General features: G+C 63.1%; 14 protein-coding genes. 6 read left to right on the forward strand and 8 right to left on the reverse strand.

Going from position 1 to position 14960, the window contains the following annotated elements; all coding sequences use genetic code 11:
- Window positions 1–294 precede the first annotated feature (294 nt).
- Window positions 295–1392, forward strand: coding sequence for a porin OmpC (ompC, locus tag FO014_RS03195; protein ID WP_160027753.1), 1098 nt, complete (start codon window positions 295–297; stop codon window positions 1390–1392).
- 86 nt (window positions 1393–1478) lie between these two features.
- On the opposite strand, the gene FO014_RS03200 is transcribed toward ompC, so the two are convergent.
- Window positions 1479–2954, reverse strand: coding sequence for an MFS transporter (locus tag FO014_RS03200; RefSeq protein ID WP_160027755.1), 1476 nt, complete (start codon window positions 2952–2954; stop codon window positions 1479–1481).
- A 103-nt stretch (window positions 2955–3057) separates the two neighbouring features.
- Here FO014_RS03200 and FO014_RS03205 point away from each other — a divergent pair, with 103 nt between their 5' ends.
- The 3 genes from FO014_RS03205 to FO014_RS23745 all read left to right on the forward strand — a co-directional run bounded on the left by FO014_RS03205 (window position 3058) and on the right by FO014_RS23745 (window position 4674).
- On the forward strand, window positions 3058–3711 hold the full coding sequence (locus FO014_RS03205) for a helix-turn-helix transcriptional regulator (protein WP_105230302.1): 654 nt from the start codon (window positions 3058–3060) through the stop codon (window positions 3709–3711).
- 174 nt (window positions 3712–3885) lie between these two features.
- Window positions 3886–4380 (forward strand): DUF2878 domain-containing protein, encoded by a 495-nt coding sequence (locus tag FO014_RS03210; RefSeq protein WP_160027757.1) that lies wholly within the window; start codon window positions 3886–3888, stop codon window positions 4378–4380.
- Window positions 4381–4500: 120 nt separating this feature from the next.
- Entirely contained in the window at window positions 4501–4674 is a 174-nt protein-coding gene (locus FO014_RS23745) for a hypothetical protein (RefSeq protein ID WP_172606301.1), read from the forward strand.
- 12 nt (window positions 4675–4686) lie between these two features.
- Here the strand turns inward: FO014_RS23745 and FO014_RS03215 are convergent, their stop codons facing one another.
- The 6 genes from FO014_RS03215 to FO014_RS03240 form a co-directional block, all read right to left on the reverse strand.
- Window positions 4687–5463, reverse strand: coding sequence for a phosphate/phosphite/phosphonate ABC transporter substrate-binding protein (locus FO014_RS03215; RefSeq protein ID WP_105230300.1), 777 nt, complete (start codon window positions 5461–5463; stop codon window positions 4687–4689).
- 62 nt (window positions 5464–5525) lie between these two features.
- Entirely contained in the window at window positions 5526–6266 is a 741-nt protein-coding gene (locus FO014_RS03220; RefSeq protein WP_160027759.1) for an ABC transporter permease, read from the reverse strand.
- Window positions 6263–7201 (reverse strand): ABC transporter ATP-binding protein, encoded by a 939-nt coding sequence (locus FO014_RS03225; RefSeq protein ID WP_105230298.1) that lies wholly within the window; start codon window positions 7199–7201, stop codon window positions 6263–6265. The genes FO014_RS03220 and FO014_RS03225 overlap by 4 nt, the downstream gene beginning before the upstream one ends.
- Window positions 7198–8358 (reverse strand): ABC transporter permease, encoded by a 1161-nt coding sequence (locus FO014_RS03230; protein ID WP_160027761.1) that lies wholly within the window; start codon window positions 8356–8358, stop codon window positions 7198–7200. Before FO014_RS03230 ends, FO014_RS03225 begins: the two co-directional genes overlap by 4 nt.
- Window positions 8359–8440: 82 nt before the next feature.
- Window positions 8441–9370: a glycine betaine ABC transporter substrate-binding protein OsmF gene (gene osmF / locus FO014_RS03235; RefSeq protein WP_111737505.1), complete on the reverse strand. Its 930-nt coding sequence runs from the start codon at window positions 9368–9370 to the stop codon at window positions 8441–8443.
- 147 nt (window positions 9371–9517) lie between these two features.
- The gene (locus FO014_RS03240) at window positions 9518–10564 is read right to left on the reverse strand and encodes a fatty acid desaturase (protein ID WP_160027764.1); all 1047 of its coding nucleotides are present in this window, start codon (window positions 10562–10564) and stop codon (window positions 9518–9520) included.
- A gap of 146 nt (window positions 10565–10710) precedes the next feature.
- Here FO014_RS03240 and FO014_RS03245 point away from each other — a divergent pair, with 146 nt between their 5' ends.
- Together FO014_RS03245 and FO014_RS03250 are read left to right on the forward strand one after the other, a co-directional pair.
- Entirely contained in the window at window positions 10711–11751 is a 1041-nt protein-coding gene (locus tag FO014_RS03245) for an NAD(P)-dependent alcohol dehydrogenase (RefSeq protein WP_160027766.1), read from the forward strand.
- 144 nt (window positions 11752–11895) lie between these two features.
- On the forward strand, window positions 11896–13380 hold the full coding sequence (locus tag FO014_RS03250) for an MFS transporter (RefSeq protein ID WP_160027768.1): 1485 nt from the start codon (window positions 11896–11898) through the stop codon (window positions 13378–13380).
- A 124-nt stretch (window positions 13381–13504) separates the two neighbouring features.
- On the opposite strand, the gene FO014_RS03255 is transcribed toward FO014_RS03250, so the two are convergent.
- On the reverse strand, window positions 13505–14644 hold the full coding sequence (locus tag FO014_RS03255) for a Gfo/Idh/MocA family protein (protein ID WP_160027770.1): 1140 nt from the start codon (window positions 14642–14644) through the stop codon (window positions 13505–13507).
- Window positions 14645–14960 lie beyond the last annotated feature (316 nt).

Consider the following 14960-nt stretch of genomic DNA (forward strand, 5'->3'; position numbering starts at 1 on the left):
CGTAACGGCAGGGATCAGGGCGCATCCGCTGCGCTTACGCAGGCCGATTAGGCTGTTTCGCGCGCGCCGTCACTGCAGAGAGGACAAGCGGCCGCGCTAGGTTTAACTGTAGACCAGCCGCCCCCGCCTTTCCCGTTCGGTTTTTCATCACTCAGCACAAATATAAATATTTTGTCATAAATGCATCACACAACCTTGGTAAAAAATCTGCGCTGCAATCATTCCGGCAGCCGACTAAATAACAGTCATAAATACTGGTGATAGCCTTTTCATTCAAAAAAAGCAGGGACAATTATGAAACGTCATCTTCTCGCCGTTATTATTCCGGCGCTTTTCATTGCACCTTCGACTTACGCAGCAGAAATTTATAATAAAGACGGCAATAAACTGGATCTGTACGGAAAAGTAAAAGGATTACACTATTTTTCCGACGACGCCGACAGCGACGGGGATAAATCTTACGTCCGTTTTGGCTTTAAAGGCTCGACGCAAATTAATGACCAGCTGACCGGTTACGGCCAGTGGGAATACCACGTCGCCGTCAACCACGCCGAATCTGAAGGCAGCAAGGATACCAAAACCCGCCTCGGCTTCGCCGGCCTGAAGTTCGGCGATTACGGCTCCGTCGACTACGGCCGTAACTACGGCATTATCTACGACGTCGGCGCCTGGACCGATATGCTGCCGGAGTTCGGCGACGATGCCTATATCAAGACCGACAACTTTATGAACGGCCGCACCAACGGCGTCGCCACCTACCGTAACAACGACTTCTTCGGTCTGGTGGACGGGCTGAAATTCGCCGTCCAGTACCAGGGCAAAAATGAGAACGACGACCGTGCGGCCAGCAAGGCCAACGGCGACGGCTGGGGCCTGTCATCCAGCTACGAAGTAACTGACGGCCTGAGCGTCGGCGCCGCCTACGCCTCTTCCAACCGCACCAGCGCGCAAAAGCTGGGTGATTACGGTAAAGGCGATAAAGCGGATATTTGGGCGGCCGGCGTCAAATATGACAACAATAATCTTTACCTGGCGGCCACCTATTCAGAAAGCCGTAATATCGTGCCAATTTCCGGCACCGCGACCATTAACCAGAACAGCACGTCGGTAAAAGGCTTCGCCAATAAGGCGCAGGGCTTTGAAGTGGTGGCGCAATATCAATTCGACTTCGGCCTGCGCCCGTCCATTGGCTATGTCCAGTCGAAAGGCAAAGATATTGAAAATATCGGCGATGCCGATCTGGTGAAATATATCGACGTCGGCGCCTATTATTATTTCAATAAAAACATGTCCACCTATGTGGATTATAAAATCAACCAGCTCGACAGCGACAATAAACTGGGCCTGTCAGACGACGACGTGGTCGCCGTCGGCCTGGTGTATCAGTTCTAAACGCACGTAACCACCACTGCGTCTCTTGTGGCTGCGGCCAGTTGATTTCCAGCGTTACTTTGCCGGGCCGGCTGCGCCCGGCTTTTTTATTTTCCGGCCGCCGGCGCTCTTTCATCCGTACACTCATCCTCCGCCGGATTGGCAACGGCCTCGTCCGCTGTCACACCGGGATAGGCGCAGCGCCAGGCGTAATAGATCGCCGTCAGCGGCGCAATGGCAAACAGCAGGAACAGCCAGCGGGCGGCGGCGCTGACGCCTTCAACGCCGCCCGACGCGTTCAGACCGGCCAGATTGGCGATCATGCCGGCCAATGCCGCGCCAAACGCCGTGGCAAACAGCTGCACCGTGGTGATCGCCGCGCCGGCAATATCTTTGTCCGACGCCGGCGCGGTTTGCAGGATACGCGTTAGCAGATGCGGCCAGCCGATGCCGATGCCAAACCCCAGCAGCGTTAACAACGCGATCAGCGGTGCCAGCGCCGCCCAACCGCCGCCGGAAGGCGTCGGCATAAACAGCATCAGCCCCAGCAACCCCAACAGTACCAACAGCGGCCCGCTGACGATCGCCCGGCGGATGCCTGCGCCTCGCCAGCCGGAACTGACGATCTCCGACAGCGTCCAGCCGGCCGCGATCGTCGCCGTAATATAACCGGAACTCAGCGGCGACTGCCCGTGCAGGATCTGCAGAAAATACGGGACAAAAATATCGCTGGTCATGCCGATCACCAATAACGACACGGTAAGGTACAGCGACGCCTGCGTTGAACCGCGCCGCAGCGCGCCATACGGCAACAGCCGGGCGCGGGCGTGTTTTTCACGCCGCAGCAGCCATACCATCAGCAACAGCGCCAACCCCATACCGCCGCCGTTGAGCCACAGGCTGTCCGCCAGGCTGCCGGCGGAAACGATCAGCACCGACGCCGCCAGCAGTCCCAGCTGCGCCAGCGGCAGCGGCGTCGCCGCCAGTTGCGCTTTGCCTTTGGGCAGAATCATGAAGGTGAACGCCGTATACGCCCCCATGATCGGCAACAACATGCCAAACGCCCAGCGCCAGGCGTGCAGCTCGGCAAAAATCCCGCCGATCGCCGGGCCGATCAGCGTGGCAATTCCCCACATGGCGGAAATCAGCGCCATAGCGCGCGGCCACAATGACGGCGGAAACACCAGATTGATCATCGCGTAGGACAGCGCAAACAGCATCCCGCCGCCAAACCCCTGCACCGTCCGGCCGATCAACATCACCGGCATCGACGGAGCCAGCGCGCACAGCAGCGCGCCAAACATGAAAAACAGCGATGCCGTCAGGTAGGCGCGACGTGCGCCATACCCGCTGAGCAGGCGCGCCGACAGGGTGGAACCGATAATCGACGCCACAACAAACAGCGTGGTGTTCCAGGCATACAGATTCAGCCCGCCGATATCCTGCACCACCGACGGTAAAATGGTGGTCGCTACCAGAATGTTAATCGCATGGAGCGCCACCCCCAATGACAACGCAGTCGCACTCGCTGCATTTTTGCCGGAGAACAAGTCTCGCCAGCCACTTTTAGCACCAGTTATCACGTTCAGCGTCCTGTTTTCAGAGTATAGGCATTGAGTTGAGGGTGAGATTGCGTTAAATTTAACAAGCGTTATCTTGGAATAATTAAGGGCAAGGCGGAGAAATATGTCAAGAATAAGCTTGGAAAATGGCGAGTGCACCGCACAATCTGTCAGCGACCGTTTACTGAAGCTATTGAAAACCCGCGGCCCGCAACAGGCCACCGAGGCCGGCAAAGTGCTGGGCACCACCGGTGAAGCGGCGCGTCAGCAGTTCGTTAAGCTGGCTAAAGAAGGCCTGGTGGAAGCGCGTGCCGAAACCCGCGGCGTCGGCCGCCCGGTGCAGCTGTGGCACCTGACCCCCGCCGGCAACGCCCAGTTCCCGGACTCGCACCCTGAACTGACGGTGCAACTGCTGCGCACCGTGCGCGACAAGCTCGGGGAGCAGGCGCTTGACGTCCTGATTGAAAGCCGCGAGCAAGAGACGCGCATCAACTATAAACAGGCGATGATCGGCGCCGTCACCCTGCAGGAGCGCGTCGCCCGTCTGGCGAAGGTGCGCTGCCACGAAGGCTATATGGCCGAATGGTGCACGCTGGAAGACGGCAGCTATCAGCTGGTGGAAAACCACTGCCCGATTTGCGCCGCCGCCAGCGTATGTCAAGGTTTTTGCCGCGCCGAACTCAGTATTTTCCGTGAGGTGCTGCAGGCGCAGGTGGAGCGTATCGAGCACGTCCTGGCTGGCTCTCGCCGCTGCGCCTACCGTATTTCTGATTTATAACGCACCCTGTGCGGGAAAATTAGGAGACCGAGCAATTGTTCCATCACGTCTACTTATACTACGTTGAGCGCTGCCCCGCCGCCGCGCGCATCAACCAGGAGACGTAATGACCACTCAGCACCTGCCCCCGCTTAGCTCCCGTTCCCCCTCTTTGCACCAACGGTTTTCCGCACCATGAAGCTGCATGCCGGGTTCTGGCTGATCACGCTGTGCTTTGGCGCCTATTGGGGGCTGGCGCTGTTCGCGCGCGACCGGGCGGCGCTGGTGCTGGCGATTGGCGCCGTGGCCGCGCTGGCGCTGACCCCGCAGGTGCGGCGCAAATGGGCGGTGCTGGCGGCGCTGGCGGGCATTGCGATGGATGCATTCTGGTGTTACAGCGGCGTGTTGCAGTTTAGCGGCAGCACCGGCGTGCCCGTCTGGATGATGGCGCTGTGGCTCGCCTTTGGCTGCTGGTGGTGCTGGCTGATGCAGCTGATCCGCGCCTCCGCCTGGCCGACCGCCCTATTCGGCGCGGTCGCCGGGCCGCTCAGCTATCTGCTCAGCTGGAAGTTAAAGGCGTTCACGCCGCTGATCGCCCCGGACCTGCTGCTGCTGGCGCTCTCCGTCGGCTGGGCCGTCTACCTGCCCGCCGTCAGTTGGGCGCTCACGCGGCGCCGCAACGCCGCATAAACGCCCGGTACGCCCGAACCCGCCTGTCCGCGCTAACGTTGCGGACTTTTAACATTTCACTAAAGCCGCCGCAGGGACTATAATCTCCCGCTGTTTTAAGTAACCTGCGAAAATCGCCCCATGCTGAAAAAAGCGTTCGTCATCATTATCGCCCTGTGCGCCCTGGGTTCCCTCGGCGGCGTATTCCTCGCCGGCCTGAACATCTACACCCGCTCCACCACGCCGCAGCCGGAAGCCAGCAGCGAAAGCGCCGCTCCGTCCGTTACGCCGGCGCCGGTCGCGCAAGATCGTTAAACGTCAGGCCGCCTACAGCGTCGTGACGCCGGCAGCGGCGGCCTGCCGTTCCAGTTCGGCAATCACCTGATAGTCCGCCCGCGGCACCAGGCTGAAATCACCAATCAGCAGGCTATCGCTGGCCGGATCGCTGACCATCTCATTGGCCGCCGCACGCAGGATTTCCACCTGCCCCTGCGATGTGCCTGCGGCAGTGATCAGCGGCAGCCCCGGCACCGAGGCGGTGCGGCCGATGATTTTCACCCCGTGCAGCGCCTCCGGCTGCGCCCGGCGCAGCAGTTCCAGGCTGACGCTGTCGATGGCGGCAATATCCGCCTCGCCGCGCTGGATCATCTTCAGCGACTGGTAGTGCGCGCCGGAAGCCAGCGCCTTGCCGAAGAAACGCCCGTCCTGCGCCAGCGGCGCGATCAGCGCCCGCAGGCTGTTATAGCCGGACTGAGAGTCGGTGCTGTTATACGCCGCCGTGCGGCCGCGAAAGTCGGCCAGCCGTTCGCCGGGATCGTCCTCCCGCACCACCAGCCAACTGCTGTAATTAGGGCCGTTGCAGCCCTCGACCCGATAGTGATAGGTGCCGATCACCTGCACCTGCGGCAGATACGCCACCAGCGGGTAGCCGCAGGTCTGGCTGAGCAGCAAATCCGGCTGCCGCCAGTGCCGCGCCAAATCCTGCGGCCACGTCAGCGTCTCCGGCGCTTCCAGCCCGTAGGCCTGCAGCCTGGCGCGCAGCGCACGCCAGAACGGCTCCACCTGTTGATGCGTCACGCCGTACATCGGTAAAGATACTTGCATCGCCACTCCCCCATCCCGTCTATCCTGATGGTCTGCACGGCGGCAGAACAGCCAACGCCGCGTCAGCCATGACGGATATGCCTTACCCAACGTTCAAACACCCTATCAACAATGATAGCCAGTAACGCCACAACCAGCGCGCCCTGAATCACATAGGCGGTATTAAACCCGCTCAGGCCGATAATAATCGGCGATCCGAGGGTTTTGGTGCCGACCGTCGAGGCGATGGCGGCGGTGCCGATATTAATGATCACCGAGGTGCGGATGCCGGCGAGGATCACCGGCGCGGCCAGCGGCAGCTCGACGCGCCACAGCACCTGCCAGGGACTCATGCCGACGCCGGTCGCCACTTCCCGCGCAGCGGGCGGCACCGCACCGATGCCGGCCAGCGTGCCCTGCAGAATCGGCAACAGTCCATACAGCACCAGCGCAATAATCGCCGGCTGCTCGCTGAAGCCCATCACCGGCACCGCCACCGCCAGCACCGCCACCGGCGGGAAAGTCTGCCCCACCGCTACCGCCGTTTCCACCAGCGAACGAAATTCCTGCCCGGCCGGCCGGGTGACCGCCACCCCGGCCGATACGCCGATCAGCACCGCAATCAGGCTGGAAATCCCCACCAGCGTCAGGTGAGCCAGCAACAGCGCAATAAAGCTGTCCTGCTGATAGACCGGCCGCTGCAGGTCGGGAAACCAGTAGGCGAACAGGCCGTGCAGCTGGTTCATGCCGAACACCAGCGCCAGCAGCAGCGCCGTCGCCCACGGCAGCGGGTCGCGCAGCCAGCATCGCAGACGCCCGCTCATGACAGGGCCTGCTGCGGGGCAAGAAGATCGTGAAAATGCAGCACGCCGCGCGCCGCGCCCTGCTCGTCCACCACCGGCAGGCAGTCGCTGCCGCGGGCGACAAACACCGACAGCGCCTCGCGCAGGCTCATCGCCGTGCTGATCGGTTCGCCGTCGGCCTGCCCGGGACGTACCCGCTCGCCGACGTAGCCCAGCGCCAGCAGTTTGATGCCGCGATCGCTGCGGCCGAAGAAGTCGCGCACAAAATCATTGGCCGGACGGGTCAGCATCTCCAGCGGCGTGCCCTGCTGCACCACCCGGCCGGCGTCCATCAGCACCACCCGGTCCGCCAGCGCCAGCGCCTCGTCGATATCGTGCGTCACCAGCACGATGGTGCGGCCGGAAAGCTGATGAATGCGCGCCACCTCCGCCTGCAGCGCGGCGCGGGTCACCGGGTCGAGCGCGCCGAACGGCTCATCCATCAGCAGCACTTCGGGGTCGGCCGCCAGCGCCCGGGCGACGCCGACCCGCTGCTGCTGCCCGCCGGACAGCTGGTGCGGATAGCGGCGGCGGAACAGCGCCGGATCAAGATGCAGCAGCTCCATCAGCTCCGTGACCCGATCGCGGATGCGCGCCCGCGGCCACTTCAGCAGCTGCGGCACGGTGGCGATGTTCTCCTCCACCGTCCAGTGGGGGAACAGCCCGATGGACTGAATGGCATAGCCCATACGGCGTCGCAGATCCTGCGGTTTGAATTTGTGGATCTCTTCACCGGCGAAATAGATCTTGCCTTTATCGTGCTCAATCAGGCGGTTGATCATTTTCAGGGTGGTGGATTTACCGGAGCCGGAGGTGCCGATCAGCACGGTAAATTCCCCGGCGGCGATATTCAGCGACAAATCATCCACCGCGGCTTTGCCCTGAAACAGTTTGCTTACCTGGTCAAAGTTAATCATCGGCGGGTTGCTTCCAACATTGAAATTATCAGTTTAAACAGCGAGTCGACCACGACCGCCATCACGATCACCGGGATCACCCCGAGCAGCACCAGATCCAGCGCGCTGCTCAGCAGCCCCTGAAACACGATGGCGCCGAAGCCGCCGGCGCCAATCAGCGCGGCCACCACCGCCATGCCCACCGTCTGCACCGCCAGAATACGCACCCCGGTCAGCAGCAGCGGCAACGCCAGCGGCAGCTGCACGCGCGCAAAGATCTGGCCGCGCGTCATGCCCATGCCGCGGGCGGACTCAATCACGCTGGCCGGCACGCTCTGCAGCCCGGCGGTCACGCTGCGCACCAGCGGCAGCAGCGCATACATCACCAGCGCGACGATCGCCGGCGCCAGCCCGATACCGCTGACGCCGTGGCGCGCCAGCCACGGGAACGCCGCCGCCAGCCCGGCCAGCGGCGCGATCAGCAGGCCGAACAGCGCGATCGACGGCACCGTCTGGATAATGTTGAGCGTGGAGAACACCGGCGTCTGCCAGCGCGACGAGCGGAAACAGAGCACGCCGAGCGGCACGCCTATCGCCAGCGTCGGCAGCACGGTCAGCAGCAGAATGCTCAGGTGCTGCCACAGCGCGGCGTCGAACACTTCGCGCCGGTTGTGGTACTCCTTCAGCAGCGAGAGCGCATCCAACTGCTGGCTGAACAGCAGCCACAGCGCCGGCGCCAGCGTCAGGGTATTGCCGACAATACGCCACAGCGGTGAGGCGGTGACGCGCTCCATGGCATTCGCCGCCATCAGCAGGCACAGCGCCAGCGTCAGCCAGCAGCCGCCGCTCCAGGAGGTGCGCGCCAGCGCCGAGCCGTTCTGCGCCAGCTGACGTGCGGCATCGCCGCTCAGCCAGAGGCTCAGCGTCAGCAACGCCGAGGCGGCCAGCACCGTCAGCAACGCATAAACGCGCCACGGCGGCAGCAGACTGAGCGCCGCCAGCGCCAGCAGCGGCGCCAGCAGCCACAGCGCGCGGCCGTGCAGCAGGGAGAGCAGTGAAATAGTTTGCCCGGACAACAGGCGGTTGGGCGCATAGCTGAGGAAAGGCAGGCCAAACGCCGCGAGAAGTAACAGCAGAAACAGCGTCAACAGCACGCGGTTTTTTAGAACGGTAGTCAAAGAAACGCTCCGGCATCCTGGTGTATCCGCGTCGCCGGGGAGAAAGGAGCGCCTCCCCGGCGCGTTCGTTCATCGCGCGTTGTCAGCCTTTGACAAAGCCTTTCGCCTTCAGGTAGTTCGCCGCCACCTGTTTGGCGTCCTGCCCTTCCACCGCAATCTGCGCGTTCAGCTGCTGCAGCGTCGGGCCGTCCAGCGAGGCGAACACCGGTTTCAGCAGCGTGGCGATAGCGGCATGCTGCACCAGCGCGCTTTCGCGGATCACCGGCGCCGGCGCATAGATCGGCTGCACGCCCTGCGGATCCGCCAGCGTCTGCAGGCCCAGCGCCGCCACCGGGCCGTCGGTGCCGTAGGCCATGGCGGCATTCACGCCGGAGGTTTGCTCCGCCGCCGCCTTAATGGTGACCGCGGTATCGCCGCCGGCCAGCGACAGCAGCTGGTCCTGCTTCAGCGTAAAGCCGTAGGCTTTCTGGAACGCCGGCAGCGCGTCCGGCCGCTCGATAAACTCTGCCGAGGCCGCCAGCTTGAACGTGCCGCCGCCGTTAATCCACTTGCCCAGATCCGCCAGCGTTTTCAGCTGGTTGGCCGCCGCCACGTCCTGACGCACCGCAATGGTCCAGGTGTTGTTGGCCGGCGCCGGGTCCAGCCACACCAGTTTGTTTTTGTCGTAATCAAGCTGTTTCACTTTGGCGAAGCCGGCCTGCGCATTTTTCCACGCCGGATCTTTTTCATCCGCGAAGAAGAAGGCGCCGTTGCCGGTATATTCCGGGTAAATATCAATTTCGCCGGCGGTAATTGCGCCGCGCAGCACCTTGGTGGTGCCCAGCTGCAGTTTGTTGGTGGTTTTGATGCCGTTGGCTTCCAGCACCTGCACGATAATATTGCCCAGCAGCGAACCTTCGGTGTCGATTTTAGAGCCGACGCGTACCGAATCCGCCGCCTGTGCGCCGCCGGCCAGTGTGAACAGGCTCAGCGCCAACGCCAGAAAGCGTCCGCGCGGGGAGAGAAATGCCATGGTGTCGTCCTCTTGTCTGTTTTATAAAAACCGCTCTACCCGTCATACTCCAAGCCGCAGGTGCGTTGGCTGTGCTCAGTCACCCGAATCACTGACCAGAGTCAGCTCATCGGGATTCCTTCCCTTGCCGCCTTTCTGCAACTCGAATTATTTAGGGTATAAAACGCGCTTCCAGCGCGCGCTCAAGATTGCCGCCGTAGCGCCGGCGGCGTTCTGGTTCCCCTTACCGCCGGCGCCCGCCAGAAACGGATGCACGCCAACGTCGAGCGGCGTAACGGCATGCTGTCTGAACCAGCTGCCGTACCCCGGCACCACAAATCCCTGACTGCGCCGCCGGTAGGCGTCGCGCTCGGCCAGATAGACCTTGCGCAGGCCGTACCACGGCAGCCCGGGTAAATCGTGATGTACTAAATGATAGTTCAGATTGAGAAAAAGCAGCCGCCAGGGCCAGGCGGCCTCATTCAGCACCGAGCGCGCCGCCGCATCGCGTTCGGCGCGGTGTTCGTAAAATGAGCGGATTTTACCGATCGCCAGCGCCGGGTAGCTGACCAGCAGCAGATAAAACCACGGTGCGATGCCCTGCCGCTGCAGCCAGTACAGCAGCCACGCCAGCAGCGCGCCATGCAGCAGCCACATCGCCAGCGTGCGCCCGTCCCCCGCCGCCATGCGCCGCAGCGCGCCGGCCGTCAGCAGGCCGATATCCCACAGCGGCGACAGCAGCATCCGCCCCGGCAGGCAGTTGCGCAGCACCGCCAGCCGCGGCAACAGCCGGGGAAAACGCCGCCACTGCGCCCGGGTGAAATAGTAGCTTTCCGGGTCGCGCCGCGGATCGGTGAGGTGCGGGTTGCGGTGATGGCGCAGATGCGTGTCGCGGTACAGCCCATAGGGATACCACACCGCAAGCGGCAGCAGGCCGAACAGCTGATTCAGCCATGGCCGGCGCGTGGGATGGCCGTGAATCAGCTCATGCTGCAGCGACAGATAGCCGGTGGTGAACAGGATCAGCAGCGGCGTCGCCAGCCACGGCCCCAGCACGCGCCAGTACGCCGCCGTCAGAAACCAGCCGCCGTACACCGCCACGATGACGCCCCAGGTGGGCAGCTCCAGCCGCCACCACCACTGCCGGCGCAGCCGCTGGATCCAGCGGCGCTGACGGGCGTGCAGATAGTGGCAGTGACCGGCGGATTTAGGCATGCTGACGACTCGCAGTGAAAAATTTCATCCAGTATCAGCGAGGCGGATCGGCGCGCCAAATAACGAAACCGGCAAAGCTAAGTGAAAAAACGGCGCTGCGGCAAGGGCTATACTTAACGCTGCGCGTCAATACGAGCGGAGGTTCCATGACCGGAAAACGCCGCGCCGCCGTGACCACCTCGCCGGGCGGCGCCTTACGCTTTGCTCCCCTGCGCCTGCGGCCGCCGCGGGCTGACGAGGTCGTGGTGCGTCTGGCCGGCTGCGGCATCTGCCATACCGATCTCAGCTGCCGCAGCGGCGTCGCCGCCGGTTCAATTCTCGGCCACGAGGGCGCCGGCATCGTCGAACGCGTCGGTAACGCGGTGCGTGCGGTGCAACCCGGCGATGCGGTGGTGCTCTCCTACCACTCCTGCGGCCGCTGCGCCGCCTGCCTCCGCCGCCATCCGGCCGGCTGCGAACACTTCTGGCGGCTTAACTTCGACTTTCAGCGGCTGGACGGCAGCAGCGGTTATCTGCCGCCGCTGCACGGCCACTTCTTCGGCCAGTCCGCCTTCGCCACCCACGCGCTGGCAAACGAGCGCAACCTGGTGCGGGTCGCAGGCGATCTGCCGCTGGCCACCCTGGCGCCGCTCGGCTGCGGGCTGCAGACCGGCGCCGGTACGGTGATCAATTCGCTGAACCTGCAGGCCGGCGAGCGGCTGCTGATCCTCGGCGTCGGCGCCGTTGGTCTGGCGGCGGTGATGGCGGCAAAACTACGCGGCGCCGCCGCTATCGTGGCGCTGGACCATCAGCGCCAGCGTCTGGCCTGCGCCGGCGAACTGGGGGCTACGCAGACGCTGAGCGACGTGCGGCAGATTGCGCAGCTGCCCGCGCTGGATGCGGTGATCGACACCACCGGCGAACACGGCGTCATACAGGCGGCATGGCAGCGGCTGCGCCGTGGCGGCACGCTGGTGCTGCTGACCGGCGGCGGCGTGGTGAAATTTTCTCACGATCGGCGGATTATCAGCGTGATTCAGGGTGATGCCGTGCCGCAACAGTTTATCCCTTATCTGATCGCACAGTGGCGCAGCGGCCATTTTCCCTTTGACCGGCTACTGCGTTTCTACCCGTTCGGAGCCATCAATCAGGCGCTGGACGCCGCCCAGACGGGCGAGGCGATCAAAGCGGTGATTCGCTTTGACTAATCCCTGCGGAGTCAACGGTTAAATATTATTTAACATGATGATTTTTCAACATCTTCCGGTTGTATGCTTATAACCAGAAAGCATTGGTTTTCCCCGCGTGCGCGCCGCTAAGCTCGATGCTTTGCCTATCAGAAAATTATTATTATGACGACAGACATAGCGGCCCCCTCTGCCGCACCTTCTTCTGCAGGGAACGCCGACAGCGCCGGCGCAGCAAGCGTCACCATCCGCAATGCCGCCGACGTCTCGCGGCTGGTCAACAGCGGCGCGGCCAAACGCAGCGATGCGCGCATCGTGGTCGCCATCGCGCTGGGCGGCGTGTTTCTCGACGCGTACGATCTGGGCGCGCTGGCGTTCGGCATCAAGGACGTGGCGCGCGAGTTCAGCCTGTCCCCCACCGGCACCGGGCTGGTGGCCTCGGCCATTACCTTCGGCGCAATTATCGGCGCCTTTATCGGCGGCTACCTGACCGATAAAATCGGCCGCTACCGGGTATTTATGGCCGATATGTTTTTCTTTGTAGTGGCGGCGCTGGCCTGCGCCTTTGCGCCGAATGAGTGGGTGCTCGGCGGCGCGCGTTTCGTGATGGGGCTGGGAGTCGGCATCGATCTGCCGGTCGCCATGGCGTTTCTGGCCGAATTCTCCCGCCTGTCCGGCCGCGGCAACAAGGCGGCGCGCATCGCCATGTGGTGCCCAACCTGGTATGCGGCGATCAGTATCTCCTACCTGTTGGTGCTGCTGCTGTATGCGGTGCTGCCGGACGGCCACACCGACTGGCTGTGGCGGCTGATCCTCGGCTTCGGCGCGGTGCCCGCCCTGCTGATTATCGCCATCCGCAGCCGCTATATGAGCGAATCGCCGGTGTGGGCCGCCAATCAGGGCGATCTGCAGGGCGCCGCCGCCATCCTGCGCCGCTCCTACAATATCCATGCCCAGGTGGCCGAAGAGGCCAAGCGCACGCCGGCGCCGCCGGCCAGACGCGCGGCCTGGCGCAACTACGGCGAACTGCTGAAAGGGGTGTACCTGCGGCGCACCGTGCTGGCGACCACCATCGCCATCGCCTCTTCCTTTGCCTATAACGCCGTCGCCTTCGGCCTGCCGGTGATCCTCTCCACCTTTCTGGCGCAGTCGATGCTCAGCACCATTCTGGTGTCGCTGGCGCTGAACCTGCTGTTCGCCTTCGCCGGCGGCCTGCTGGCGGTGCGTCTGGTGCCGACCTTCGGCGCCTGGAAAATGACGGTGCTGGGCTACGCCTGCCAGCTGGCGGCGCTTCTTGGGCTGGCGCTGGTCGGCCTGCCGGACGGCGGCGGCGAAGCGGCCTTCTCCATCGGCATGCTGGCGCTGTTCCTGCTCGGCCAGGGCTTCGGCCCCGGTTCGCACAGCATGACCTTCGCCTCGCTGAGCTACCCCACCTCGCTGCGCGGCGTCGGCGTCGGTTTTAACCAGACGCTGATGCGCGCCAGCTCCACGCTGTCGCTGTTCCTGTTTCCGGTGCTGTCCGCCGCGCTGGGCACCGGCGTGTTCTGGGTGATTGCCCTGGCGCCGCTGGTCGGGCTGGTTGCCCTGCTGGCCATCCGCTGGGAGCCGGCCGGCTATGACGTCGACGCCGAGGATTTCCACCCGGTTTAAGTCCCCACACAGCGTGCATTACCCCGTGTGTCTGACGGGGCAGGCTGCCGGCCTGATAACGCGGCAGCCTGCCAAGCTGATAACAAAATAAGTTAACAAGTTATTAAGCTATCAGGTTATTCAGTTAACGATTTAACCGATCCTGCACCTCCACCCAGCTGCGCTGCCCGGCGGATTCGGCGATGGCGTCCAGCACGCAGGAGACCTTCCAGCCCTCCTCAAAATCCGGCCACATGCGATCGCCGGCGGCGATGCCGTTGACCAAATCGCGCACCTCGACGGTTTTCTGATCGTTAAAGCCGATGCCGTGACCGGCGCTGATGCAGAAGGCCGCGTAGTCCGGGTGTTTCGGCCCCACCAGCAGGGTTTTAAACCCCTGCCGCTCCGCCGGTTCGTCGTGGCGGTACAGCTTCAGCTCCGCCATCCGCTCCTGGGTATAGCTGAGCGTGCCTTTGGTGCCGGTCACCACATAGGTCAGCCCCATTTTGCGGCCGCAGGCGATACGTGAAGTTTCAATGGTGCCCATCGCCCCATTGGCGAAGCGCACCAGCGCGCTGGCCTGATCCTCGTTCTCCACCGTGCACAGCCTTGATGGGTCGTTCGGATCCGGACGCTGTTTGATCACCGTCTGCATATCACCGGACACCGCGCTGATATCGCCCACCAGATAGTGCGCCATATTGACGATATGCGCCGCCAGATCCCCCAGCGCCCCCAGCCCGGCGCTGGCCTTGCGACAGTGCCAGTCAATCGGCGTGCGCGGATCCGCCAGATAATCCTCATTATGGGTGCCGTAAAAATGCACCACTTCGCCAATCTCGCCGTTGGCGATGATTTCACGCGCCAGCTGGCTGGTGGGGTTCTTCATATAGTTAAAGCCCACCAGGGTTTTCACCCCGCGCTGGCGCGCCGCCAGCACCATTTCCGCCGCGTCGCGGGCGTCCAGCGCCAGCGGTTTCTCTGAATAGACGTGTTTGCCGTGGCGAATCGCCTCCAGCGCCATCTCCTTGTGCAGAAAGTTCGGCGCGCAGATATCCACCACGTCAATTGCCGGGTCGGCCACCAGCTGCCGCCAGTCGTCGGTGGCGCGCGCAAAGCCGAACTCCGCGGCGCGCTGACGCGCCAGCTCCGGCGTCACTTCCGCCAGCATCTCCAGCACCAGCTCCCCTTTCAGCGGGAATACCGTGCCCGCCTGCGCATAGGCAATGGCGTGGCAGCGGCCGATATAGCCGGTGCCGATCAATCCGATACGAACCTGTTTCATCCTCTCTTCCTCCCGCCTGACCTGCCGAACGACTCGGCGATCCCTGCTTGTGAAATAAAAAATCTAAAGAATATTTATATGGAATTAATATTCCAACAACAAGCGGCCGGGGTAATAAAACTGATATTCGTGACGCCGTTCATAGTTCCCGTATGAACGGCTGAAACGGCGATCGCGCCGATGCGGAAGCGCATCAAATTAGCAGCCAAAACGGTACATCTGTTTCACGTTATCCGCAGCGCCAGGGCATGCGCCGTCACGCCGCTTCTGTTAGGATAAAACCGCGCGTGCGGACGCGCGTCGTCCGCACAACCGT

The organism is Serratia rhizosphaerae (assembly GCF_009817885.1).
GTDB lineage: Bacteria > Pseudomonadota > Gammaproteobacteria > Enterobacterales > Enterobacteriaceae > Serratia_B > Serratia_B rhizosphaerae.

Coding starts and splice junctions, on each gene's coding strand:
- FO014_RS03215 (WP_105230300.1), bottom strand. CDS start 5,463: ATGCAAGTATCTTTACCGATGTACGGCGTGACGCATCAACAGGTGGAG.
- FO014_RS03220 (WP_160027759.1), bottom strand. CDS start 6,266: ATGAGCGGGCGTCTGCGATGCTGGCTGCGCGACCCGCTGCCGTGGGCG.
- FO014_RS03205 (WP_105230302.1), top strand. CDS start 3,058: ATGTCAAGAATAAGCTTGGAAAATGGCGAGTGCACCGCACAATCTGTC.
- FO014_RS03255 (WP_160027770.1), bottom strand. CDS start 14,644: ATGAAACAGGTTCGTATCGGATTGATCGGCACCGGCTATATCGGCCGC.
- FO014_RS03240 (WP_160027764.1), bottom strand. CDS start 10,564: ATGCCTAAATCCGCCGGTCACTGCCACTATCTGCACGCCCGTCAGCGC.
- FO014_RS03225 (WP_105230298.1), bottom strand. CDS start 7,201: ATGATTAACTTTGACCAGGTAAGCAAACTGTTTCAGGGCAAAGCCGCG.
- ompC (WP_160027753.1), top strand. CDS start 295: ATGAAACGTCATCTTCTCGCCGTTATTATTCCGGCGCTTTTCATTGCA.
- FO014_RS03250 (WP_160027768.1), top strand. CDS start 11,896: ATGACGACAGACATAGCGGCCCCCTCTGCCGCACCTTCTTCTGCAGGG.
- FO014_RS03210 (WP_160027757.1), top strand. CDS start 3,886: ATGAAGCTGCATGCCGGGTTCTGGCTGATCACGCTGTGCTTTGGCGCC.
- FO014_RS23745 (WP_172606301.1), top strand. CDS start 4,501: ATGCTGAAAAAAGCGTTCGTCATCATTATCGCCCTGTGCGCCCTGGGT.
- osmF (WP_111737505.1), bottom strand. CDS start 9,370: ATGGCATTTCTCTCCCCGCGCGGACGCTTTCTGGCGTTGGCGCTGAGC.
- FO014_RS03245 (WP_160027766.1), top strand. CDS start 10,711: ATGACCGGAAAACGCCGCGCCGCCGTGACCACCTCGCCGGGCGGCGCC.